At 63.7% G+C, this 22,323-nt stretch carries 23 protein-coding genes and 1 pseudogene; 7 read left to right on the forward strand and 17 right to left on the reverse strand.

Translation table 11 applies throughout. The annotated features are described in order from the left end of the window. Window positions 1-128: 128 nt before the first annotated feature. From FHW78_RS03035 to FHW78_RS03045, 3 genes are all read left to right on the forward strand, one after another. The gene (locus FHW78_RS03035) at window positions 129-2,192 is read left to right on the forward strand and encodes a 3-hydroxyacyl-CoA dehydrogenase NAD-binding domain-containing protein (protein ID WP_183637521.1); all 2,064 of its coding nucleotides are present in this window, start codon (window positions 129-131) and stop codon (window positions 2,190-2,192) included. Window positions 2,193-2,390: 198 nt separating this feature from the next. Beyond that, window positions 2,391-3,209, forward strand: coding sequence for an aminoglycoside phosphotransferase family protein (locus tag FHW78_RS03040; RefSeq protein WP_183637523.1), 819 nt, complete (start codon window positions 2,391-2,393; stop codon window positions 3,207-3,209). A gap of 311 nt (window positions 3,210-3,520) precedes the next feature. After that, window positions 3,521-4,204 carry a hypothetical protein gene (locus FHW78_RS03045; RefSeq protein WP_183637525.1) on the forward strand — a complete coding sequence of 228 codons (684 nt, stop codon included), beginning with the start codon at window positions 3,521-3,523 and terminating at the stop codon, window positions 4,202-4,204. A gap of 348 nt (window positions 4,205-4,552) precedes the next feature. On the opposite strand, the gene FHW78_RS03050 is transcribed toward FHW78_RS03045, so the two are convergent. The 5 genes from FHW78_RS03050 to FHW78_RS03070 form a co-directional block, all read right to left on the reverse strand. Next, window positions 4,553-4,792: a hypothetical protein gene (locus FHW78_RS03050; protein ID WP_183637527.1), complete on the reverse strand. Its 240-nt coding sequence runs from the start codon at window positions 4,790-4,792 to the stop codon at window positions 4,553-4,555. A 125-nt stretch (window positions 4,793-4,917) separates the two neighbouring features. Then, window positions 4,918-5,196, reverse strand: coding sequence for a hypothetical protein (locus FHW78_RS03055; RefSeq protein ID WP_183637530.1), 279 nt, complete (start codon window positions 5,194-5,196; stop codon window positions 4,918-4,920). Between the two features lie 46 nt (window positions 5,197-5,242). Then, on the reverse strand, window positions 5,243-5,878 hold the full coding sequence (locus FHW78_RS03060) for a hypothetical protein (RefSeq protein ID WP_183637533.1): 636 nt from the start codon (window positions 5,876-5,878) through the stop codon (window positions 5,243-5,245). 104 nt (window positions 5,879-5,982) lie between these two features. Next, entirely contained in the window at window positions 5,983-6,324 is a 342-nt protein-coding gene (locus tag FHW78_RS03065; RefSeq protein WP_183637536.1) for a hypothetical protein, read from the reverse strand. 8 nt (window positions 6,325-6,332) lie between these two features. Beyond that, complete coding sequence (locus FHW78_RS03070; RefSeq protein ID WP_183637538.1) at window positions 6,333-6,602, reverse strand: hypothetical protein; 270 nt, start codon at window positions 6,600-6,602, stop codon at window positions 6,333-6,335. Window positions 6,603-6,813: 211 nt separating this feature from the next. Between FHW78_RS03070 and FHW78_RS03075 the strand changes: the two are divergent. Together FHW78_RS03075 and FHW78_RS03080 are read left to right on the forward strand one after the other, a co-directional pair. Further along, window positions 6,814-7,985, forward strand: a pseudogene (locus tag FHW78_RS03075) (ATP-binding protein); the annotation flags it as partial. Beyond that, a complete protein-coding gene (locus tag FHW78_RS03080; RefSeq protein ID WP_183637543.1) occupies window positions 7,954-8,304 on the forward strand; it encodes a response regulator in 351 nt (116 codons plus the stop codon). The pseudogene FHW78_RS03075 and the gene FHW78_RS03080, both read left to right, overlap by 32 nt. Before the next feature lie 20 nt (window positions 8,305-8,324). Here FHW78_RS03080 and FHW78_RS03085 read toward each other — a convergent pair whose 3' ends face one another. After that, the gene (locus FHW78_RS03085; RefSeq protein ID WP_183637546.1) at window positions 8,325-9,263 is read right to left on the reverse strand and encodes a LysR family transcriptional regulator; all 939 of its coding nucleotides are present in this window, start codon (window positions 9,261-9,263) and stop codon (window positions 8,325-8,327) included. 129 nt (window positions 9,264-9,392) lie between these two features. On the opposite strand from FHW78_RS03085, the gene FHW78_RS03090 reads away from it, so the two are divergent. Together FHW78_RS03090 and FHW78_RS03095 are read left to right on the forward strand one after the other, a co-directional pair. Continuing rightward, window positions 9,393-9,803, forward strand: coding sequence for a RidA family protein (locus tag FHW78_RS03090; protein ID WP_183637549.1), 411 nt, complete (start codon window positions 9,393-9,395; stop codon window positions 9,801-9,803). A 24-nt stretch (window positions 9,804-9,827) separates the two neighbouring features. Then, window positions 9,828-10,220, forward strand: a complete 393-nt coding sequence (locus FHW78_RS03095) for a RidA family protein (RefSeq protein ID WP_183637552.1) — start codon at window positions 9,828-9,830, stop codon at window positions 10,218-10,220. Here FHW78_RS03095 and FHW78_RS03100 read toward each other — a convergent pair. The 11 genes from FHW78_RS03100 to FHW78_RS03155 all read right to left on the reverse strand — a co-directional run bounded on the left by FHW78_RS03100 (window position 10,192) and on the right by FHW78_RS03155 (window position 22,254). Beyond that, a complete protein-coding gene (locus tag FHW78_RS03100) occupies window positions 10,192-10,572 on the reverse strand; it encodes a DUF4440 domain-containing protein (protein ID WP_183637556.1) in 381 nt (126 codons plus the stop codon). The two genes, FHW78_RS03095 and FHW78_RS03100, sit on opposite strands and share 29 nt — an antisense overlap. Before the next feature lie 205 nt (window positions 10,573-10,777). Then, window positions 10,778-11,290: an HIT family protein gene (locus FHW78_RS03105; RefSeq protein ID WP_183637559.1), complete on the reverse strand. Its 513-nt coding sequence runs from the start codon at window positions 11,288-11,290 to the stop codon at window positions 10,778-10,780. A gap of 85 nt (window positions 11,291-11,375) precedes the next feature. Then, a complete protein-coding gene (locus FHW78_RS03110) occupies window positions 11,376-11,723 on the reverse strand; it encodes a hypothetical protein (protein WP_183637562.1) in 348 nt (115 codons plus the stop codon). A gap of 107 nt (window positions 11,724-11,830) precedes the next feature. After that, complete coding sequence (locus FHW78_RS03115; RefSeq protein WP_183637565.1) at window positions 11,831-12,250, reverse strand: hypothetical protein; 420 nt, start codon at window positions 12,248-12,250, stop codon at window positions 11,831-11,833. A gap of 157 nt (window positions 12,251-12,407) precedes the next feature. After that, entirely contained in the window at window positions 12,408-13,283 is an 876-nt protein-coding gene (locus FHW78_RS03120; protein WP_183637568.1) for a nuclease-related domain-containing protein, read from the reverse strand. Window positions 13,284-13,467: 184 nt separating this feature from the next. After that, the gene (locus FHW78_RS03125; RefSeq protein WP_183637571.1) at window positions 13,468-14,538 is read right to left on the reverse strand and encodes a fimbrial protein; all 1,071 of its coding nucleotides are present in this window, start codon (window positions 14,536-14,538) and stop codon (window positions 13,468-13,470) included. A 931-nt stretch (window positions 14,539-15,469) separates the two neighbouring features. Next, complete coding sequence (locus FHW78_RS03135; protein WP_183641106.1) at window positions 15,470-16,156, reverse strand: L,D-transpeptidase; 687 nt, start codon at window positions 16,154-16,156, stop codon at window positions 15,470-15,472. A 150-nt stretch (window positions 16,157-16,306) separates the two neighbouring features. Beyond that, window positions 16,307-16,573, reverse strand: coding sequence for a hypothetical protein (locus tag FHW78_RS03140; RefSeq protein WP_183637577.1), 267 nt, complete (start codon window positions 16,571-16,573; stop codon window positions 16,307-16,309). Between the two features lie 360 nt (window positions 16,574-16,933). Beyond that, entirely contained in the window at window positions 16,934-17,827 is an 894-nt protein-coding gene (locus tag FHW78_RS03145; RefSeq protein WP_183637580.1) for an NAD(P)/FAD-dependent oxidoreductase, read from the reverse strand. Window positions 17,828-18,055: 228 nt separating this feature from the next. Then, window positions 18,056-21,154, reverse strand: coding sequence for an efflux RND transporter permease subunit (locus tag FHW78_RS03150; RefSeq protein WP_183637583.1), 3,099 nt, complete (start codon window positions 21,152-21,154; stop codon window positions 18,056-18,058). After that, window positions 21,151-22,254, reverse strand: coding sequence for an efflux RND transporter periplasmic adaptor subunit (locus FHW78_RS03155; protein WP_183637586.1), 1,104 nt, complete (start codon window positions 22,252-22,254; stop codon window positions 21,151-21,153). Before FHW78_RS03155 ends, FHW78_RS03150 begins: the two co-directional genes overlap by 4 nt. Window positions 22,255-22,323: the final 69 nt, after the last annotated feature.

Here is a 22,323-nt window from a genome sequence, read left to right on the forward strand (position 1 = left end):
TAACCGCCGGCGCGGGATCATTTCCCCGGCCGTCGATCAACCCCTCTCCCGGATATGCGGATTTGACGCGGGTTAAACAACCTCGGGATGATAGCGGTCTTGTCCATACGTAAACGGATGGTCCGATCATGGCCGCAAACTTCGATGGGCTTCGATTCAGTCACTGGCAGACCGAACTGCGCAGCGACGGCATCGTCGTCCTCAGCTTCGACCGCCAGGGTGCCAGCGTCAACGCGTTCTCCCAGGACGCGTTGATCGAGCTGTCCGATCTGCTCGAACGCCTCGCCATCGACCCGCCCAAGGGGTTGGTGCTGCGCTCGGCCAAGAGCTCCGGTTTCATCGCCGGCGCGGACCTGAAGGAGTTCCAGGAATTCGATCGCCGCGGCACCGTCAACGACGCCATCCGTCGCGGCCAGACCGTGTTCCAGAAGCTGGCCGAACTGCCCTGCCCGACCGTCTCGGCCATCCACGGCTTCTGCATGGGCGGCGGCACCGAGATTTCGCTGGCCTGCCGCTATCGCGTCGCCTCCAGTGACGCGTCCACCCGCATCGGCCTGCCCGAGGTGAAGCTGGGCATCTTCCCGGGCTGGGGCGGCAGCGCGCGCCTGCCGCGGCTGATCGGCTCGCCCAAGGCGATGGACATGATGCTCACCGGCCGCACGTTGTCGGCCAGCGCCGCCCGCGCGATGGGCCTGGTGGACAAGGTGGTGGAACCGGCGGTATTGCTGGACACCGCCATCGGCCTGATCCAGAACGGCGTGCAGCGTCCGTTTCAGCAGCGCTTCCTGGGCTGGATCAGCAACACCTGGATCGCGCGCAAGATCCTGGCGCCGCAGATGACCAAGCAGGTCGCCCGCAAGGCGCCGCGCGCGCACTACCCCGCGCCCTACGCGCTCATCAACACCTGGCAGCAATCCGGCGGCAAGGGCATCCAGGGCCGCCTGGACGCCGAGCGCAAGGCGGTGGTCAAGCTGGCGTCCACCCCGACCGCGCGCAACCTGGTGCGGATCTTCTTCCTGACCGAGCGGCTCAAGGGCCTGGGCGGCAAGGATCACGGCATCCAGCGCGTGCACGTGGTCGGCGCCGGCGTGATGGGCGGCGACATCGCCGCCTGGTCGGCCTACAAGGGTTTCGAAGTCACCCTGCAGGATCGCGAGCAGCGCTTCATCGACGGCGCGATGACCCGCGCGCAGGAACTGTTCGCCAAGCGGGTGAAGGACGAGGCCAAGCGTCCGGCGGTGGCCGCGCGGCTGAAGAGCGACCTGGCCGGCGACGGCGTGCCGGAAGCGGATCTGGTGATCGAGGCGATCATCGAGAACCCGGAAGCCAAGCGTGATCTGTACCAGTCGGTCGAGCCGCGCCTGAAACCCGACGCGCTGCTGACCACCAACACCTCGTCCATTCCGTTGACCGAGCTGCGCGAGCACATCCAGCGACCGGCGCAGTTCGCCGGCCTGCACTACTTCAATCCGGTCGCGTTGATGCCGCTGGTGGAAATCATCCGCCACGACGCGATGGCGCCGGAGACCGAAAAGCGCCTGGCGGCGTTCTGCAAGGCCATCGACAAGCTGCCGGTGCCGGTCGCCGGCACGCCCGGCTTCCTGGTCAACCGCGTGCTGTTCCCGTACATGCTGGAAGCGGCCAACGCGTATGCCGAAGGCATTCCCGGCCCGGTCATCGACAAGGCGGCGGTGAAGTTCGGCATGCCGATGGGACCGATCGAACTGATCGACACCGTCGGCCTGGACGTGGCCGCCGGCGTAGGCATGGAACTGGCTCCGTTCCTCGGCCTCACGGTTCCCGCCGCCCTGGGCAACGTGGAATCCGGCAAGCGCGGCAAGAAGGACGGCCAGGGTCTGTACAAGTGGGAGAACGGCAAGCCGGTCAAGCCGGAGGTGCCGCAGGACTACAAGGCGCCGGAGGATCTGGAGGACCGCCTGATCCTGCCGCTGCTCAATGAAGCGGTGGCCTGCCTGCACGATGGCGTGGTGTCCGACGGCGATCTGCTGGATGCCGGCGTGATCTTCGGCACCGGTTTCGCGCCGTTCCGTGGCGGCCCCATCCAGTACATCCGCAGCACCGGCGCCGACACGCTGCTGGCCAGGCTCAAGGCCCTGCAGGCGCGCCACGGCGACCGCTTCGCCCCGCGTCCCGGCTGGGATTCGGAAGCGCTGCGGCAACCCGCCGCATGAGTCAAAAGAAAAGGCCGCGACGCGGCCTTTTTCTTTTGAACCTCCTCTTGTGGGAGCGACGTCAGTTGCGATTCGCGATGCCAAACGCGTCCTGACGAGCGTCGATCCGGATTGACAGGTTCGCGACTGACGTCGCTCCCACAGGGATGCCGGCCCAGGATCCGATAGTGTCGACGAGGTTGGCTATGATCCGGTCGCATGAAGCCTCCCTCCTCCGACTGGCAGCCCCTGCTCGATCAATGGCAACTCACCGTTGATGGTGACGCCTTCGCCACGCCCGGCAGCCAATTGCTGCCGGTGCGCTGGCGGGGCCGCCCCGCCATGCTCAAGCGGGCACTGACGCCGGAAGAAAAATCCGGCGGCGCATTGCTGCGCTGGTGGAACGGCGACGGCGCCGCGCACGTGTATGGGCATGAAGACGACACCCTGCTGATGGAACGCGCCACCGGCACGCGCGATCTGTTCGCGATGGCGCTGGACGGCCGGGACGATGAAGCCAGCCGCATCCTCTGCGCCACCCTCGCCCGCCTGCATGCGCCACGCGCCGCTCCGCCGCCAGCGCACCTGGTGCCGCTGCGGCCGTGGTTTCGTTCGCTGGAAGCCGTGGCCGGAATCGATGCCCGCTTCGCGCGTTGCTGGACCATGGCGCTGGGGCTGCTGGACGATCCGCAGGATCCAGTGGTCCTGCACGGCGACATGCATCACCGCAACGTGTTGGACTTCGACGAGCGCGGCTGGCTCGCCATCGATCCCAAATGCGTCACCGGTGAACGCGGCTTCGACTACGCCAACCTGCTGACCAATCCGGACCTGCCCACCGTCACCCGGCCCGAACGCTTCCATCGTCAATTCGATGTGATTGCCGAGGCTGCGCGGTTGGAGCCGCAACGCCTGCTGCGTTGGGTGGTCGCCTTCGCCGGCCTGTCGGCGGCATGGTTCCTGGAGGATGAGGACGAACAGGACATCGCCTCGGACTTCGCCGTCGCCGATCTGGCGCAAGCGATGCTGGACGGTTGAGAGGCATCCGTCTGCGGGTTTCGCGGGACGGGTGAAATATCCGCGGCCTGCCGGGTCAGACCAGTCCGTGCTCGGCTTTCACAGGGTGGCGAGCGAGCCAGGACGGCAGGGCGAAGGAGCGCCCCCATCCGCCCTTCGGGCACCTTCCCCCGCAGCGCGGGGGAAGGGACTTTTACAGGCATCAGTGGCCTGCGCATCAGACCACTATCAACAGAAAAGACGCATGCATAAAACGGAGGCCAGCCCTCGCCCGGCGCTCCGATTCGGGTACGCTTGCGCCGTTCGTTCCCGTCCCCGTTCCGGGAGTCCGCATGTTCGATACCCCTCGGCACCGTCGCATCGCCGCTGTCGTCGCCTTGATTTACGTCGCCGTGCAATCGTTCCAGTGGTACGTGTTCGGGCATCTGCCGGAAGCCGGCGATCCCGTGCAGCAACTGTTGCAGGGGCCACATCCGCTCAACCTGGCGCGCGCGACCAGCATGCTGCTGTCGTTCTTCGGGCTGGCCTATCTGTTCCTGGTGGCCTGCGGTATCGCCTGGCGGCGCAATCCTGCACTGGCGGTGTTGGCGTTCCTCGGCTTCTTCGTGTTCTGCCTGCTGGAAGTCCAGTTGCGCGCGGTGGAGCTGTTCCATGTCTACCTGGCCCTGCCGGAGCAATACCGGGCCACCACCGACACGGCCGAACACGCACGCATCCTGGCCGCGCAGGGCAGCTTCCAGTCGGTGCAGTACGCGCTGTACTTCCCGCTGGGCCTGTCGTGGCTGCTGGGCAGCGTGCTGGCATGCCTCGCGCTGGGCCGCGACCGCATGCACTGGCTGGCGCTGTGGGCCTTCGGCCTGAATGCCGTGCGACTGTTCCTGCGAATGATCGACAGCTACCTCATCGGACCGAAGTTCGACGCGCTCTACGGCACGCTCTACCTGCCGCTGGTCTACCTGAGCTTCGTGCCGCTGGCGATCTGGCTGTGGCGCCAGAAGACCCCGCCGTCCTCTTAGGGTGGGTCAAAGCATACCCAGGTCATGCCTGCGCGATTGTCGGCCACATCCGAAAGAGCAGGAAAAACGACAGCGGGGGACCCAGCGCCGCCGCACAGGTCACCGCCCATCGGCGTACACCGCGCACCGCGTGCGCCCTACCCAGTTTCCAGGCTACGACAAGATTGATGCCCCAGGCCAGGAGGATAGAGAGTCCGGGTCCATGCCCATTTCTTTCCAGGACCACCGCGATTGCGCCCGCAGTGGCGAACGCAATCAGAAACCACCTTCCTGCATCCCAGAAGTGGTGTGGTGACTCAATCCGCATTCTTCCTCCTTGTTCGCTTCATAATCGTGGTTCGCCTGAGGTCATTGACGCTTGTTCCAATATGCCATTCCACAGTAAGCCAGTCCTCCGCAAATGACCCCCACCACCGGCGCGACAAAAACGCCTATCCACATGGCGATGTAGGCAGGCCCATCGCAGGGTGATTGGCAATCGCCGTCCGGGATGAGCAGGCGCATCAACACAGCCAAGGCTCCCAAAGCCCCCAGGACGAAGCCCACGACACCGGCGAGCAGCGCCAAGCCTTCTCTCAGGAATCGCATCGAACACCTCCTTGCCATGGACCGGTCCCAGTCCGCCAATTCTTTGCCCGTCGAAGGTGGGCGTCTGTTCTCTGCTCACCTCTCCGCTTCCGGTCCAAAGATGACGGTGGGGCGTGCTCACTCTCCTACGCGTGTTCGTGAAATGGTGGAACAAGTCCGTGCTCACCCAGCACGGTCTTGTAGTGATCCAGATAGGCCAGCAACGTATCGCGCAAGTCGGTGAGTTCATCCTGTGCTTCCGCAGGAAGCACGCCACGCGCGGCCTCGCACGCCGCATCGGCACACTGGAACATCATGAACAATGCATCGCCCTGCACCAGCACGCCGGGATGCTTGCGACCGTGATGGCGCAGCACGACCGCGTTGGTGCGGTCGGAATAGATTTCCACGCGTTCCTCGTACATTCCCCCTCCCAAGGTCCTGTCGTTCCGGGCGCCCGTGTTGCGCCATTCAACATCCCATCGGCACCGCAAACACCAGTCGCGTCACCGGTTTCCAGCGACCGTCCACACGCGCTTCCACCTGGATTCTGATTTCGCTGATGGTCGAATACATCGGCGAGTCGGCCGGTGACTTGATGTCCTTGATGAGGCCTAGCCAATGCTCCGTGGTCTCCTGCGTGTCGCTCCAACCGGCCAATGCCTCGCGGGCGGCGACGCGGATTTCATCGGGAGTGGCCCGGGGAACACATCCGGATTCCTCGTCGGTCGGTGTTGGCACGGTGAAACGGCGCCCGTCGGCGCTGCTGGCGACATGCCATTCCGATACGCAATGGCGGAAGTCGATCAGGTCCACATGCGGACCTTCTCCGCTGATGCCCAGGCTGGTTTCAAACTGCACACGCACGCGGTACTCGCCACCCGGTCCGCCCCTGGGCGTCAGATTCAGGGTACCGCCGTAGATTTCATCGCCCGGTTCCAGGCTTTCTTCGATGCGCGCGCCGGGTGCGTCCCAGGTATAGGCGCCGGCTGACAGCTCGGGCGCGTTGAGGGTGATGCGGTCCAGCGACTGCGCCGAAGCCGTGCCGCACAGGCCGGCCAGCAACCAGGCCACTCCCATGATCCATTGGTCCAACTTCCCTGTCATCGCCCGTCCCCCGCCGGTCGCGGCACTTTAGCCGAGCTGGAACGGGCGGACAATCCGCAGCAGTGGCGACCTTTTCCGGGTGAACAGCCTTGGCGGGCGACGCTTCAGCGCCAGCTGTTCTTCCGGCTCGGCGGCGGCGGCTGGCTTTCGTCGAGGACGGGCACCAGCTTTCCCAGGCCAACACGGCTGAAATCCCCGGTGCCGTGGAAGTCGAGCTGGCCGAAGCTCTTCGCGTTCAGTGCGTCGCTGCCCAGAAACACTTCCTCGCCAACGACCAGCGGTCGGACCGTGCTGCACACCGTCTGCGGAATCCGCAGCACGCTGATGCCGGCCTGCTTCCACGCCACATCGGGGAGAATCCGGCGGACCACGGAACTGTCCACCCACACATCCACCGTATCGTTCGTGATCGAACGGCACTTCCCGATTCCAATGTCGAACGCCATGCAACCTCCTACTGGGCCGTACTTCTGAGAGTGAACAAATAGCCGCGCGCCATGAGCAGATCCCGCATCCGGGCTTCCGCGCCGTGCCGGTCGAACGTCTCGCCCACCCAGAGTCCGTAGCTCGGGCGTCCCGGGTGCTCGCCACCGCGCGCCTGCCGCGTCACGTTGATATCCAGCGAACCGCAGGCAGTCGCCCACATGACCCGCAACTCGTCCGGACCGACGGACTGCGCGGCGCCCACATGCAGGACAAACACCTGACGACGACCTCGGGACACGATGCATCCTTGGCCACAAGGCCATGAGTGTGTGCCGAAAGGAAGTGTGGTCGCCTTGGATGGATGGCGAGAATGAGCTGCCGCTCAGCAAGTCCTACACATATACGCTCTCGGGACGGGTCCTGCAAGAATCGAGGGGCCGAACTCACTCCTTTTTAACAAACAGCATCCTAGTTTTCAGGCATGGGGCCACGAGACATTCACATGCTCAGACTCAGCCAACCCAAGACACTGGAGGACGAATCCAGGCAGTTGTCTTTGCTCATCAAGAGCGTCACGGACTACGCCATCTACATGCTCGATCCCGAAGGCTACATCTGCTCCTGGAATCCGGGCGGCCAGCGCATCAAGGGTTATTCCGCGCGGGAAATCATCGGCGAGCATTTCTCCCGCTTCTACACGCCCGAGGACATCGCCGCCGAGGTTCCGCGCAACAATCTCCGCGCCGCCGCCGAAAACGGCGGCCTCTCCGCCGAAGGCTGGCGCGTGCGCAAGGACGGCAGCCGGTTCCTGGCCAGCATCGTCATCGAACCCATCTGGGAGGATGGCGATTTGATCGGATTCGCCAAGGTCACGCGCGACGTGACCGAGCGGTATTCGGCGCAGAAGCGACTGGAGGAAGCGCGCGACGCCCTGCTGCAGGCGCAGAAGATGGAGGCCATCGGCAAGCTCACCCTGGGGCTGGCGCACGACTTCAACAACCTGCTCACGGTCATCCTCAACAGCCTGGACGTGATCGCGGCCAGGACGGTCGGCAACGACAACATCGCCTCGCCGCTGAAGGCCGCCATCCGCGCCTGCGACCGTGGCGCCCTGCTCACCCGCCAATTGCTGACCTTCGGACGCGGGCAGAACCTGCTTTCACAACCTACCCACCTGAGCGAACTCATTCGCAAGTCGGCCGACCTGTTCGAGCGTGCCTGCGCGGATCAGGTCAGCCTGCGCTTCGAGCTGTCCGATCATCTCCCGCTCGTGCTGGTGGATCGGGCCCAGTTGGAAGCGGCCATCCTCAACCTCGTCTGCAACAGCCGCGACGCCCTGTCCGGGAACGGCAGCATCGTCGTGCGGACGTCCGCCGCCCTGATGAACAATCCCCTGCAGCCCGACAGCGAGCCCTCGCTGCACGTCTGTGCCGAGGTCAGCGATGACGGGCCCGGCATCCCCGTCGAGCTGCAAGCCAGGGTATTCGACCCCTTCTTCACAACCAAGGAAGTAGGAAAGGGAAGTGGCCTCGGACTCAGCCAGGTGTTCGGCCTGGCTTCCCAGTCCGGTGGATTTGTCCAACTCGCCAGCAGTCCCGGTCAAGGCGCCACGTTCCGCATCTGGTTGCCCGCAGGCATGGAGAAAGACGATGGAGAAGGTTCGCAGGGTCCTGTTCGTTGAAGACGAGCCCGACATCGCTGAAGTCGTGGCCGACGCCCTGTCTTCGGAAGGGTTCGAGGTCTGCGTGGCCGCCAACGGCCGCGATGCACTGGAACTGCTCCATACCGGCATCCCGTTCGATTCGGTGATTACCGATGTGAGCATGCCGGACGGCGTGTCCGGTATCGACGTGGCCCACGAGGCCGCGCGACTCAATCCCGCGGCGAAAATCATCGTCGCCTCCGGCCATCAGCTGGGGCATCTGCCGCAGCTGCCGGAACGGTTCGAGTTCATTCCCAAGCCGTACCGGTTGATGGGCTTGTTGAATGCGATCAGCTGAGGGCATCCAGCCACGGCGTCTCATCGCGACGCCGGCGTCCCCGGCGGCTGGATGGCCGGCGCGTGCCGCGCCATCAGTTCCACCACCCAGTCGATGAACACCCGCAGCTTGCGGCTGACGTGCCGGCTGGGCGGGAACGCCAGATACAACGGCATCGCGTCGAGTTGCCAGTCCTCGAACAGCCGCACCAACTCGCCGCGCGCCGTCGGTCCATTGGCCATGTATTGCGGCAGCCAAATCACCCCCAGGCCGGCCACCCCGGCGGCCAGATAGGCGTTGCCGTCATCCACCGACAATACGTGGCGTCCCTGCACGCGCACCTCTTCCCCGCCCTGGCGCAGGGGAGACATCAAGGCACTGCGGATGCGCGAGCTGCGGTAGCCGACGATGCGGTGCCGGCTGTCTTCCAGTGCCTGCGGATGCGCCGGCGTGCCGTTGCGCGCGAGGTAGGCCGGTGCGGCATAGACGCCGAGCGGCAGATCGGCGACATGGCGGGCGCGCAGGGACGGGTCGGCGAGTTCGCCGCCGCGTACCACGCAGTCCACGTTCTCGTCGATCAAATCCACCTTGCGATCGCTCGCGCCCAGATCGAGCTGGATATCCGGATAGCGCGCGTGGAAATCCGGAAGCGCCGGCACCAGCACCAGACTGGCCAGCGGTGCGGGCACGTCCACGCGCAGGCGCCCGCGCGGCGATGCGGAAGCAGCGGACAGACTGGTCTCGGCGTCGTCCAGGTCGCCCAGCAGGCGCACCACCCGCTCGTAGTAGGCGGCGCCGTCGGCGGTGACATTGACCTTGCGCGTCGTGCGGTTCAGCAGCTTGACCCGCAGATGGGTTTCCAGTTGCTGCACCAGTTGGGTGACGCGGGTCTTGCTGGACTGCAAGGTCTCGGCCGCCTTGGTAAAACTGCCGGTTTCCACCACGCGGACGAAGGCCTGCATCGCATCGAGACGGTCCATGGGGGTTCCGGACGTTGGGATTGTTTGGATTCTACAAACAGTGATCCCGCGTTCAGCGTGTTTATCCCTCCAGGGCGGCTACCTAGAGTGAGCGGCAGAAACCGGGCGCCGCCCCATCAGGAGATTTCCATGAGTACCCGTGATGTCGTCTTTCCCCCGGGCCGCCGTGCCCTGTACGAGCGCAACCGCTATTCCCCGGCGGTGCGTTCCAACGGTTTCCTGTTCGTGTCCGGGCAGGTCGGCAGCCGCGAGGACGGCTCGCCGGAGCCGGATTTCGAGGACCAGGTGCGCCAGGCCTTCCGCAACCTCAACGCCATCCTGGCCGAAGCCGGCTGCACCTTCGACGACGTCGTGGACGTCACCGTCTTCCTCGTCGACCCGGAGCGGAACTTCGAACGCGCGTGGAAAATCGTGCCCGAATTCTGGGGCGAGGCGCCGCATCCCGCGCTGACCGGTATCGGCGTGACGTGGCTGTACGGCTTTCAGTTCGAGATCAAGGCCGTCGCCAAGCTGCCGGACGCCGCGCGCCCGGCCGCATAACCTGACAACAACAGGAGCATCCCCATGACACCGCGTGACCCCGTATTCCCTGCCGGCCGGCACGACCTCTACTCCTCCCAGACCTATTCCGCCGCGATCCGATCGGGCGATCTGCTGTTTGTTTCCGGCCAGGTCGGCAGCCGCGGCGATGGTTCGCCCGAACCGGACTTCGAAGCGCAGGTCCGGCTGGCGTTCGCCAATCTCGAAGCGACGCTGGAAGCCGGTGGCTGCGGGCTGGACGACATTGTCGACGTGACCACCTTCCATACCGACCCGGAACGCCAGTTCGGCACCGTCATGAAGATCAAGAGCGAAATATTCCCCAAGGCGCCCTATCCGAACTGGACTGCGGTCGGCGTGAACTGGCTGGCGGGCTTCGACTTCGAGATCAAGGTGATTGCGCGGATTCCTGGCTGAGTTCGGCTGTCCCCTGGTGGTAGACCATGCGCCACTGCTTCTGGTCGAGGCGCCAGATTGAGCAGCGCCTGGATACGGCGGGCGCGCCGCCCGCGGTACGGGTTACCGAGTAAGTAACAAGACCGACCGTGGGCGCGATCAGGCGCACCGTGAGATCTTCGGCGCGAAACAAAATGCCCGTCTCCGAAGGAAGGCGAGCGAGCACCTCGTCCTTTCCAAACGCCCTGCCGCTGGCTGCCACTTCAATGAAGTCGTCCGCGATGAGCCTGTCCAGAAGAACGGAATCGGAACGGCCAGCGGGATCGAGCAGCTCCAATTCCAGTTGTTTCAGTAGTTTGGATTCATCTGTCATGACCATTTGATTACCTGGTAGCAGGTACCCGGAACCGGGCTATTCGTACATTTACGGAACACCCTATGGGCTGCCATCCTCAGTCCACCTGATATAACCACTCGGCCAAACCAGCGAACAGGCGCAAAAGCGGCACTTCCGATTCGCCCCGCGACTTCCGCCTGCGTGTTTCCGGACAGCTCAGCCGCCCACAGGAATCAACTGGCTAGTTCGGCAGATTCGACCGGATCAAGGCAGCGGTTTCAGCCAACTGCCCGGCGGAAACCCGAACCCTGGCCAGACGCTGCGCATCCCCGCTCGGATCGTGCGGCGTCCCCCGTTGACGTCCGGCACCATCGAAGGTCGCGAGTTGGGGTGGCCCGATGCCCCAGTCGCTGCCTTTCTGCCGGGGCACGACATGGAAATGGAAGTGCGGTGTTTCCTGTCCGCTGTAGACCCCGTTGTTCTGGAACGTCAGTATTCCAAGGGGCTGATATGTCCTGACCAGCGCCTCCGCGAGCCGCTTGGCCGACACCAGTACTTCCTCGCATTCCTGGCGGGAAAGATCGAGCAGCGTGGCGACATGCCGGCGTGTGATGACACAACACTGGCCGACTTCGAATTGCCAGGGATTGATCACGGTAAGCGTATGTTCGCCCTCATCGATGACCGCCCATCTGTCTTCGCGTCCCGCCGTTTCACAAAGATCGCAGGGGTCTCTTATGGGGAGTTCTATCAATCGCCCTCTCCTATCATTTCTTTAGCTCGACGAGACGGCGGCTGCATCCCGCCAGAAAGGAAATCCAGTTCGAGTTGATACATCCTCACTCGGCTGAAATGGATTCAGCTGGGCCTGCTACTTCGCCGGTTCGGGTATCCACCCTCCAGGTGCCTACGATATGACCATCGATTGCATACGTGACAATGAAGAGGTGGGTACTGTCGACAACACCAGGCCCAAAAGGACGTTTGGCCGACCAGGTCCGCTCTTCCGTGTCATGCCACCATTGATCCGCCTCATCCATCTTCCTGACCTCGTCAGCACGATGTTGCATGACAAGGCGAATCGCTTCTGCATGAGGCGACTCTTCCGCCCCCGCCGTATCCGCCGCATGCAAATGGGGCGCCGAAAACAGGCAAACAAGCAGGAATAAGGTTTGCGCAATTTTCATGTTCGATCCGGCGATTCGCTGATTCAACGACACTAGTTCATTTTGAAATCGTTGGGTTCAGCCAACAAGCGACGCGTGGCGGCCCCAGTGGCATGAACGCTCAGCCGTCAGAGCTCGTCGAGCACCGAATCCCTATACTTGAACGAGTTCAGGATCCACGCCTGCCCAGGACGATAGAACACAAACTGCCAGACGATGGCGTGCTTCTCGAACTTTTGAAGATAGACGTACTTGAGCACCGAATCGCCGGCCCGGCTTTCGGAGATGAACTCATATCCGATGCTCTTTCCGAACCTCGCCTCCATGACGGGAACCTGGAGCATGGCCTGACTGGCCAGCGCATCAAGTTCCACCTTGGGAATGACGGTATAGACGGCACCGATCTGATCGAATCCGCCTTTCAGATTACCTGTCGCGACTTCCTTCATTACCGAATCGGAGAACGCCTTGGTCTCGCTCTCTGATTTGAAATCACGCGCATGCAGGGTGAAGGGAAGCAGGAATAGTAGAAAAAACAAGCGCGACATTACGTCTCCTGATGGCAAATGCTGATAAATGGCCGTTCGAGTACGGCTAAGCGACATATCCGAAATAGACCCCGTCGCGCCCCTTGGTACGGCAGGATCTTAGGTCCGCCAAGTCCGACTAACAAGCCAATGGGGTTGCCTCCAGAGGCTGTACCCGTCAGCCCTGTCCCGGATAACGCTTTGTCAGCTCGTTGAGAACCCGCTTGCGCAAGGCTTCCGGGAGCGGATCGCCAAAGGCAGGCAGGAGCATGAAGCGGGGATTGACCGGATTGCAGACCACGACGTCCTCCCGTCCTCCCCGTCCTTCCACGAACCAGCCCGGCAGCGACAGCACGGGCACGACCTTCACCGGTTCCCCCAGCGCGTCCGTCAACGCCTTCTGCAACCATCTCGCCTGCCCCTTGGCCTGGTCCAGGGGCTTGGTTTCAACATGTTCCGGAAACCGCAGGGTCTTGCCGTCATAGCGCACCCTGGCGTTCTCCTTTCCACCCTGTTCCGGCTTCATCCGCGACTTGGATTCCACCGCAAACACCGCATGCGGCGAGATGACCACGTGATCGATGTTGAACTTGTCAGCCGGAATGTCGTGCAGGACGTAGCATCCCTCGCCGATCAGCGGGGTCAGGCACTGTGCGGTGGCCAGCTCGGCTTCGAGTCCCTGTCGCAGCTTGCGAACCGTCTGTCCGTTGATGATCACCTTGCGGATGATCCACGCCAGCATCGCCGCGGCCGCCAGCCCCAGGATGACATCGCCCCAACCGAAGCGGATTTTCGACCAGTCGAGCTTGCCCAGCCTTGCCAGCATCCAGCCGGACAGGAAGAGGGGTCCCAGCGCGACCGCCATGCCCATGGCTTCGTAGAAATCATCCGTGGCCCTGTCCAGTGACCGGCGCAATTGCTCTCCGGCCTGATGATGCAGGGAGATGGTGAGCGGAGAGCGACGGTTGTCGCGCGCCAGCACACGACGCCACAACAGGACCGTGCCCAGTACCAGAAACACTGGCAGCCCCACCGCGACCAGCAACAACCACATGTGCATCCCTTCCCCCTTGTGCTACTTCCCGATGCCGATGGTGGCGAACTTGTGCTCTTGTTGCAACCGAACGAGCGCCCGGAACTCCAATGCAATCCATGTCACGTTCCATACCCTTCCCTTCGGTATCAGCATGAAATGACGCACGCTCCCTTGCGCGTTTTCCGCCACCTTGTGTCGGACGTCACTTGTAGTAGACATCAATCGTCGCGCCGGTACTGAAGGGACCGAGGGTGGGTTTGTCAGTCAGCCATTTGAGCTGGGCGAAGAACTTCTTCACCACCACCATGTCACCGGTGCGAGGAATCAGGTCAAACTCCTGATTGAAGGGAACGGCGCTTTCGTCTTCCGCACGCCGCAGGGTGATGCCCACCGACGGGTTGTCGTTCGGCACCAGCACATGATTGCCGGGCTGAATGGTGCCGTTGAGGGGTTTCATCAGGGCAGTCAGCGCGTACACGCTGGTGCAGGGTTTCCTGGCGGTGATGCTGAAAGGCACGACCTTGGCGGTCTTGTCCCGCTCGGCGTACATCGAATGGATGCCACCAAACCGAATGGTTCCGGGTTCGATGGACAGGGTGGAGGCGCAGGCAACGTAGTGCAGCTTATCCAGGCCGGTCACGATCATGCGCAGGTTCCGGTCTGGCTCGTTGTTGAGCGCCTGCGCGCCATCCAGTTGGAAGATGGGATACTCACCGCGTATGCCGGTCAGCGGGCCATCCTGACCACTGCCGGGTCCTGAGCGCTTTGCCAGAAAGAAGTTGAAGGTCAACGTGAACTTGACCATGAACCGGGTGCCGCCACATCCCCGGCCCTGCGTTCCCCAGCAAGCGGGGACGACAGCATCGAGCTTGATCTTGCAGTTTCCTCCCCCCTGTCCCCCGCCGATGGCGGAACAGCGCTTGTCGCCCGGACCGCTACCATCGGCAGGACCTACCAGTCCGATCCCTATTTCCACATCCCTCCCCAATTTGCTCAAATTCGGGTCGTCGGGACTCATGTAGAAGTAGACGTTCTCGACACCGGCATCGCGATCATGAAAGCAGGTGATGACGAAGGTATAGGTGGGCGATCGCCACAAGACCGTGCCCGCGGGCAGCACTCTGGGTACTGCGACCGTGGTACCGATGTCCTGCTTGTGGGTGACAGTCCCTCCACCTGTCGGGGGCCGATCTTTTACGCAGACCATCGCATGGCTCTCATGCGCCAACACACACAGCGAAGCTGCCAGCAGGATTCGGACAATGTAATTCATGGTGCTTCTATGAACTCCCTGCATGACGCATGGCCACGCTCGAATGACGATCCCCACGGGGGAGACAGACAGGCATGCCTCGGCGACCAGAGACTGCTCAACGCATACCGCACGAACGGGAAAGAGCGCTCGGTCTCCCGGGACGGGCCCCCATGAAAGCTAGCGATGCTAACTTTCGTTGCCATCGATTCTTGAAGAGACCGAATGGCGATTTCTTTAGGAATCGTCTTAAAAAAACGCGAACTGACCCGCGACACGTTCGCGCAATCGATCGCGCTCGCACGCATAGGATTGCCGCAATAGAGAAGCCTATGGCCGGGATGCCCTGCTGAACGCATGGTTGGCGAGATGGCTGTTCGTCAGCCCACGGGTTGGCCGTTGGCCTTGGCTGTTCGATGCGAACCCTGGATTGCCGCCCTACGAAGCAACGCTCGGTCAGAACGAATCGCCGGGCCGCTTTCCGCGCGAAGTTCCCCTCTCCGCGTCGTCTTGGGTGGTTAGTGACGCAAGAATCCGCCCGCGGCACGTCTCCAGGATCTCGTCCACCAGGGGTGAGTCATCCGGGCAGGCGCGCGACAGGAGAATGCCTCCGCATGGGCGTGCCGATGGTCAACAACTGCGGACACTCTCCGCGCTCCATGATGCTGGCGCGCTGCGTCCGATCCTCGGCCGCACGTTCGGGTTCGACGAGACACTCGAGGCGATCGCCTACGTGGAACGGGGCCGGGCAAGGGGCAAGGTTGTCATCGCGATGCCACCCGCAGGCGCCGCCTGACAATCCGTTCGAGCCTTGCGGCGCCGTTTGATCATGGCGCTGGATGTGCCGCATTGATTGGAGCGGCCATTCAAACCAGCATCGACTGCCGGGCGACGGATGCCGGGGTCGAGGACGCATGCTCCGCGCACCCCAGGCAATACGCCTACGCGTCCGTCACTTGTTGGCGCGCCGCGAGCGTTTTCCGTCGTTGCCACGCGCCGTCTGGCGACTCTGCGCGAACTCCGGGAAGGTCTCCGCCAGCGACGCCTTGTCCGGCAGGATGTAGAACACCCCGCCCCGCTCGAACGTCGGCTGGATGACCTGCTCGTAAAACTCGGGCGAGACGTTGATGCAGCCATGCGTGACGCGGTTGTCGTCCGGCGATGGCGACGCCAGGCGTTCGGGGCGCTTCTCGGCCGGGACACCCGTCGCGGTCGGGTGGATGGAGACCGCGGATTCGTAGTCCACCCACAGCACGCGCCCCGCGTCGATGGACGGGCCGAAGCCGCCCACAAAGCGCCCGGCCGGCGTCGTGCGATCCCGGCCCGGAATTTCGCGAAGCGCGAGGCCGGCGATGCCTGGGGCCGTGTGATCGCCGATGGCCGAGCCAAAGAGTCCGGGCGCCGCGCCGCGAAGCCGGCCGTCACCGCCGAACACCAGGATCTGTGCGGCGGCCTTGTCCAGGACCGCGAACGGATAGCCCAGGTTGTCCTTGCTTGCGACCACCCAGCCCGCGAGCTCAATCACCGTATCGGACACTTCCTGCCCTCGCGGCAGTTGGTCGACGGCGGATACCGGTTGCGCGGTGGCATCCTTCGCGGTGGCCACGCCGACAGTCGCGAGCGCCAGCGTCAGCGCCAGCGCGCCAGTGGCGGTCCGGATCACAGGGTGCAGATAAGTACGGATGGGACGGTTCCTCAAAACGAAGGCTGGATGAAGAAAGGAGACCGGCGGCCAGCAAGGCCGCCGGGTCCCAGGTTCAAACCGTTCGTCACAAATGATGCAGAACGATCAACCGCGCGGCGAGCGGCGCGGCGCGCTTTCGAGCCGCTGCAGGCGGCCTTCCATCTGATCCAACCGCTGGTTGGCCTGCTGCGCGGACTGATTGGCGGATTCGGCGCTTTGAGCCGCGCCCTGCACCTTCGTGTCGAGCTGATCGAGGCGCGAGTTGATCGTCGCGAACTCGTCCTTGTAGGTGGCGCAGGCGCCAAGGCTCAGGGCGACGATCGCCACGCCGAGCGTACGTGCAATTTTCAGATGCTTCTGGGTCATGAACATTCCAACCTCCTTCGTCTGGGAGCTCGAAATATAGCGGTCTTTTTGCCGGAGTCATCAGCAGCCTTCAGCCGACATTGGCGTATGTAGATGGGCTGTGAAGATGCGGCAATCCGCGGGCGTTGCGGCCTGGATCCCTTCATCTCCATCAAAACCCGCGGCCCCATGCGTCCGCGCGGTCGACAGGGTCTCCCCCGCGCCAATACCGCGCCCCTGCGCGTAATGCCGGCTTCGGATCGATAGCGGGCATTTTGAAGCACATTGCCCGCTCTCCGCAGCCAATCCCGGAAGTGACATCGACGGCCAGTGGCAAGGACGCGGACAAGGTGCGCCGGATGCCCCGCACCGGTTGGAGGCGGCCATTCAAACCAGCATCGACTGCTGGGCGAAGATACCCGCCATCGCGCCCTGTGATGATGCCGTGGTGACCGATGGCATTAGGGGGTTGGCGAGGTCGCCGGCGGCGTAGATGCCGGGCATGCTGGTTTCGCGGCGCTCGTCGACCTTGAGAACGACGCCAAGGGGCGTATCGACCGTGGCCAGGCCCAATGATTCATGCAGGCTTGCGGACGGCTTGTTGCGTGGGTGCGCGAACAGGATGTCGACCGCGACATCGGGACCGGTATCGAGCTTGACGATGGCGTTATGGTCCCCGTGATGGGCGACCTCGGTGATCCGGCCGGCGACGACTGGAATGCGGCGACGCGCCAGATCGGCCCGGACGTCGGGCGCAATGTCGTGACCGTCGGCGAAGAGCGTCAACCTGTCGGTCCCATCGTGGAACAGCCTGACATGATTGTGCGACTGCGGACCGGACCAGACGAGGCCCCAATGCTGGTCGGCGACTTCAAAGCCGTCGCAATAGGGGCAAGGCACAATGGCTTTCCCCCAACCTTCCGCAAAGCCCGGAACATCAGGCATCTGGTCAACGACGCCATAGCTCAGGATCAGGCGGCGCGCCCCAAGGCTTTCGCCGTCCCCGGTGAGAACGGTGAAATCATCGATGGCGCCGGAGATGCTGTCGGCCCGGGCATTGACCAGCCTGACGGTGGGATAGCGCGCCAGCTGCCGCCGCGCTTCGGCCAGGATGTCCAGCGGTGGCTTGTGATCGTGGCCGAGCAGGCCATGCGAGTGGCCCGCGAAGCGATTGCGCGGCAGCCCCGTATCGAGAACGGTCACCTTGCGGCGGGCACGGCCGAGTTGCAGGGCGGCGGCGAGACCGGCAAAGCTGCCGCCGATGATGATGACGTCATCCATGGTGATGGGCTCCGCGTTGTGGGTGGAAGGGCTGGGCTGGGGCCAGGCGCGCATTGTCCAGCGATACGCGCTCGAAGGGCCCGGAACTGGAATCTCGGTCAGAAACAGCGCCATGCATGTGCGGCAGAGGCGGCCCGGAAAGAGCCCGATGAAACAGGCTCAGCGTCGCGTCGGCGCTCGTCCCGTCAAACGGTGCAAAAGACTCGGCATTCATGCGTCGGACCACGCTCAGTGTGCAGGGGCAAGCACGGGTTGGGCCGTTTCATCGGGTGAAGACGGTTTTATCTTGAACCAGATTGCATACATCGCCGGCAGGAAGACCAGTGTGAGGACGGTTCCCGCCAGCGTTCCCCCGATCAACGTGTATGCCAGCGTCCCCCAGAACACGGAGTGCGTCAGCGGTATGAAGGCCAGAATCGCGGCCAGCGCGGTCAGGATGACGGGCCGCGCCCGCTGCACGGTCGCTTCAACAACGGCATCGAAAGGACCCAGGCCTTCCTGCGCGTTATGGTGAATCTGGCCGATCAATATCAGGGTGTTACGCATCAGGATGCCTGACAGCGCGATCAGTCCGACCAGTGCGTTGATGCCAAATGGCTGCTGGAAGACCAGCAGGGTCGGCACCACACCGATGAGCCCCAGTGGGCTGGTGGCGAACACCATGACCATCGCTGCGATGGAGCGAACCTGCAGGATGATGACAAGCAACGTAAGTGCGATCATGATCGGGAACAGCGGGAGCATCGCCGCCGTGGCCTTGCCGGACTCTTCGATCGCACCGGCCTGCTCGATGCGGTAGCCCGCCGGGAGCCGCTCGATCAGCGGCTGCAGATCCTTCAGAACCGCCGTGGAGACATCTGGCGGCTGCAGGCCTTCGGCGATATCGCCGCGGACGGTGATGGTGGGCGTGCGGTCGCGTCGGCGCAGGATGGGATCTTCCATGCGCACCTCCACGGTCCCCACCTGGGAGAGCGGGATACGTTGACCAGCACTTCCGACCAACGTGAAGTCCGCAATCTTCTGCGGATCCAGACGCGTATCGCCCGCCGCGCGACCTACCACCTGCACGGAACGAATGTCTTCGCGTACGTCCGTGAGCGGCGCACCGCTGAGCAGGAACTGCAATTGCGTCGCCACCGAGTTCGAGGTCAGGCCCACGGCGTTGAGGCGGTCCTGATCCAGTGCAAAGTGCAGCGTGGGCACGCGGGGTCCCCAGTCGGAGTTGACCGTTCGCATCATCGGGTTCGCCCGCATGACATTGCCGACCTCCCCGGCGATCTCGCGCAGTTTTTCCCTGTCCGGCCCCATGATCCGATAAGCCACCGGGAACGGAGATGGCGGACCGAACACGATTTGGGTGACACGCACCTGCGCTTCGGGCGCCAGTCCGTCGGCGATCGCCTCGCGCAGCCGGAATTTCAACGCTTCCCGCTCCTTGTCATCGCCAGCCAGTACCACAATCTTGGCGAACGACGGATCCGGCAGTTCCGGAGCCATCGCCAGGAAGAAGCGAGGAGCGCCCTGCCCGACGTAGGTCGTCACAATGCGCGCCTCTTCCTGCCTGGCGAGCCAGGCTTCGACTTTGGCCGCGGCGGCGCTGGTCTGCTGGATGGACGTGCCGTAGGGCATCTGCACCTCGACCAGCACCTCCGGTCGATCGGAGGTGGGAAAGAACTGCTTCTTGACCGCGCCCATGCCGACGACGGCCAGCGCGAACAGCCCTACCACCGCGCCGGCGACCCACCATTTGCGCGCGATCACGCGCGCCAGCAGTTCCCGGAAGCGATTGTAGTTGCGGGTGTCGTAGATCGCCTGATGTCCGCCCTCCACCTTCTTGATGTCCGGCAGCAGCTTCACGCCCAGGTAGGGAGTGAACACCACGGCCACCACCCAGGACACGATGAGCGCGATGCCGACGATCCAGAACATGTTGCCGGTGTATTCACCCGCGGTGGATCGCGCGAAACCGTTGGGCATGAATCCGATGGCGGTGACCAGCGTTCCGGACAGCATCGGCGCGGCCGTGTGGCTCCAGGCATAGGCCGAGGCGGCCACGCGGCTGTAGCCTTCTTCCATCTTCACCACCATCATCTCGATGGCGATGATGGCATCGTCCACCAGCAGCCCCAATGCCAGGATGAGCGAGCCCAGCGTGATGCGATCGAAATTCTTGCCCGTGGCCGCCATGACGACGAACACCGCGGCCAGGGTCAGGGGTACGGCCGCGGCGACCACCATGCCTACCCGCCAGCCCATGCTGAGGAAGCACACCAGCATCACCACAAGCAGCGCGACGAAGAATTTGACCATGAACTCGTCGACCGCCGAACTGATGTTCACGGCCTGGTCGGTGACTTTGGCAAGCGACATGCCCAAAGGCAGTTGCGCATTGATCTTGCTGACTTCCGATTCCAGCGCCTTGCCGAGATCCAGCCCGTTCCAGTCATCGCGCATGACGACGCCCAGCAGGAGCGCGGGCTCGCCATTGTTGCGAACGAGGAAGGTGGCCGGATCCTCATAGCCACGATCGACGGTGGCCACGTCGGAGAGCTTCAGCGTGCGTCCGCGCGCCACGATCGGCGTCTGGCGGATCTTCTCCAGGCTATCGAAGGCGCCCTCCACGCGCACGAACACCTGCGGCCCACGGGTCTCGATGGACCCGGCTGGCGTCAGCACGTTCTGGCTGTTGAGTGCGGTGAAAATGTCCTGCGGGCTGACGCCTACCGTCGCCAGCCGATCGTGCGAAAAGGATACAAAGATGCGCTCAGGCTGCTCGCCGATGATGTTGACCTTCTTGACCCCGGGCACATGCAGCAACTGTTGGCGCAGCATTTCGGCGTCACGCACCAGCAGTCGTTGCGGCTCCCCCTTCGCCTTGAGCGCAAAGAGTGCGAAGGTCACGTCAGCGTATTCGTCATTGAGAATCGGCCCGATGACGCCAGCGGGCAACCTCTTTGCCTCGTCTCCCAGTTTCTTGCGGGCCTGATAGAACTCGTCCTGCACCTGGGAGGGTGGCGTTGCGTCGCGCAATGACACCATCGTGAAGGCCAGACCTGGCCGCGTGTAGGTCTCGGAGCGGTCGTACCACCGCAGTTCCTGCAGCCGCTTTTCCAACGGTTCGGCCACCAGGTCCTGCATTTCCTGCGCCGTCGCTCCCGGCCATGCAGTGACGACCGTCATCTGTTTGATCGTGAACGGAGGATCCTCGGCGCGGCCCAGTTGGAAGAACGCAAGGACGCCCGCCACCGAGATCAAGAACAGGAGGAAGACGGTTACGGAGCGCTCGCGAACCGCGAGCGACGAAAGATTGAAGCGCCCCTCACTCATCGCTGAGCTCCGGAGCGTGTTTCCTTGCCCTCGCCCAGCGGCTTGACGATCTGGCCGTTCTTGATCAGGTGCGCACCGAGCGAAACAACCCTCTCGCCCGACTTCAGGCGGCCTTTGACCTGCGCCATGTCGTCCGAAAGTCCCATTACCTGCACGGGGCGCCAGACGGCTTTGACGGGCGTGCCTTCCAGCGCCCAGACACCGGTCCCCTTCCCTGCGTCGAACAGCGCGCCAATCGGGACCTGAAGTGCGGCCGTGACGGGCAGGCCATCGGCGATTTCGAGCGTGACGGTGGCGCCCAGAGGGGCCTCCGCGAGCGCGCCATCCAGGACATACCTGGCCTCGTAGGTGCGTGTCAGCGGATCCGCCGCGTCGGAGAGCTGCCTGAGCCTGGCGGGCACCGGGTTCCGGCGATCGCCGTACAGCCTGGCCTGGCCTACCGAGCCCAGTGCCGGGCGCAGGGTCTCGGGAAGCTGCACGATGGCTTCGCGCTCTCCGGTTCGCGCAAGCCGCACGACGGGCTGGCCGGCGCTCACCACCTGGCCGGGTTCGGCCAGCGTTTCCATCACAGTGCCGTCAGCATCGGCGAGAAGCTCCGCGTAGCGATTGGCGTTGCTGGCCACCTGTGCCTGCGCTCTGGCGGCACTGAGCTGGGCGCGCGCCGCATCGGCCGCGGCCTTGCTCTGGTCGTACGAGGAGGCGGAGATGGCACCCGTGCCAAGCAGGGCGCGATACCTGGCCTCATCGGCGATCGCCTGTCTGGCTTGGGCTTGCGCGGCCACGACCGCCTGCTGTTGCGCCTGCGCCGACAACTGAAGGTCGGCCGGGTCGATGCGCATCAGGATCTGCCCGCGCCGGACCTTTTGCCCCGCATCCACCAGCCGCTGCGACACCTTGCCTGGAACACGGAATCCGAGATCGCTCTGGACTCTCGCCGCCACCGTTCCTGTAAATGCGCGAGCTGGCGCGCCATCCCCCACCACCGTCGCCGTGCGTACGAAAGGCGCCTTTGTTCTGGGGTCAGACGGTGCTTCGGCGCCGCATCCCGCCAGAAAAACCAGGAGAGCAACGGCTAATGAATTTTTAACAAAATGACGCATGGGAGTCCCGTCGGTCCAATCTGGACGGGACTCTGAACCTAGTGACCAAAATAGTCAATAGTCACAACG

This window comes from Pseudoxanthomonas sp. OG2 (assembly GCF_014192765.1).
In the GTDB taxonomy this organism is placed as follows: domain Bacteria; phylum Pseudomonadota; class Gammaproteobacteria; order Xanthomonadales; family Xanthomonadaceae; genus Pseudoxanthomonas_A; species Pseudoxanthomonas_A beigongshangi.

Bases quoted from the DNA above. Each gene is read 5' to 3' on its own strand.
- FHW78_RS03100 (WP_183637556.1), bottom strand. From the start codon at position 10,572: ATGACAGATGAATCCAAACTACTGAAACAACTGGAATTGGAGCTGCTC.
- FHW78_RS03115 (WP_183637565.1), bottom strand. From the start codon at position 12,250: ATGTCGCGCTTGTTTTTTCTACTATTCCTGCTTCCCTTCACCCTGCAT.
- FHW78_RS03065 (WP_183637536.1), bottom strand. From the start codon at position 6,324: ATGGCGTTCGACATTGGAATCGGGAAGTGCCGTTCGATCACGAACGAT.
- FHW78_RS03095 (WP_183637552.1), top strand. From the start codon at position 9,828: ATGACACCGCGTGACCCCGTATTCCCTGCCGGCCGGCACGACCTCTAC.
- FHW78_RS03155 (WP_183637586.1), bottom strand. From the start codon at position 22,254: ATGCGTCATTTTGTTAAAAATTCATTAGCCGTTGCTCTCCTGGTTTTT.
- FHW78_RS03055 (WP_183637530.1), bottom strand. From the start codon at position 5,196: ATGTACGAGGAACGCGTGGAAATCTATTCCGACCGCACCAACGCGGTC.
- FHW78_RS03050 (WP_183637527.1), bottom strand. From the start codon at position 4,792: ATGCGATTCCTGAGAGAAGGCTTGGCGCTGCTCGCCGGTGTCGTGGGC.
- FHW78_RS03060 (WP_183637533.1), bottom strand. From the start codon at position 5,878: ATGACAGGGAAGTTGGACCAATGGATCATGGGAGTGGCCTGGTTGCTG.
- FHW78_RS03150 (WP_183637583.1), bottom strand. From the start codon at position 21,154: ATGAGTGAGGGGCGCTTCAATCTTTCGTCGCTCGCGGTTCGCGAGCGC.
- FHW78_RS03090 (WP_183637549.1), top strand. From the start codon at position 9,393: ATGAGTACCCGTGATGTCGTCTTTCCCCCGGGCCGCCGTGCCCTGTAC.
- FHW78_RS03140 (WP_183637577.1), bottom strand. From the start codon at position 16,573: ATGTTCATGACCCAGAAGCATCTGAAAATTGCACGTACGCTCGGCGTG.
- FHW78_RS03120 (WP_183637568.1), bottom strand. From the start codon at position 13,283: ATGTGGTTGTTGCTGGTCGCGGTGGGGCTGCCAGTGTTTCTGGTACTG.
- FHW78_RS03045 (WP_183637525.1), top strand. From the start codon at position 3,521: ATGTTCGATACCCCTCGGCACCGTCGCATCGCCGCTGTCGTCGCCTTG.
- FHW78_RS03110 (WP_183637562.1), bottom strand. From the start codon at position 11,723: ATGAAAATTGCGCAAACCTTATTCCTGCTTGTTTGCCTGTTTTCGGCG.
- FHW78_RS03040 (WP_183637523.1), top strand. From the start codon at position 2,391: ATGAAGCCTCCCTCCTCCGACTGGCAGCCCCTGCTCGATCAATGGCAA.
- FHW78_RS03125 (WP_183637571.1), bottom strand. From the start codon at position 14,538: ATGAATTACATTGTCCGAATCCTGCTGGCAGCTTCGCTGTGTGTGTTG.
- FHW78_RS03085 (WP_183637546.1), bottom strand. From the start codon at position 9,263: ATGGACCGTCTCGATGCGATGCAGGCCTTCGTCCGCGTGGTGGAAACC.
- FHW78_RS03080 (WP_183637543.1), top strand. From the start codon at position 7,954: ATGGAGAAGGTTCGCAGGGTCCTGTTCGTTGAAGACGAGCCCGACATC.
- FHW78_RS03035 (WP_183637521.1), top strand. From the start codon at position 129: ATGGCCGCAAACTTCGATGGGCTTCGATTCAGTCACTGGCAGACCGAA.
- FHW78_RS03145 (WP_183637580.1), bottom strand. From the start codon at position 17,827: ATGGATGACGTCATCATCATCGGCGGCAGCTTTGCCGGTCTCGCCGCC.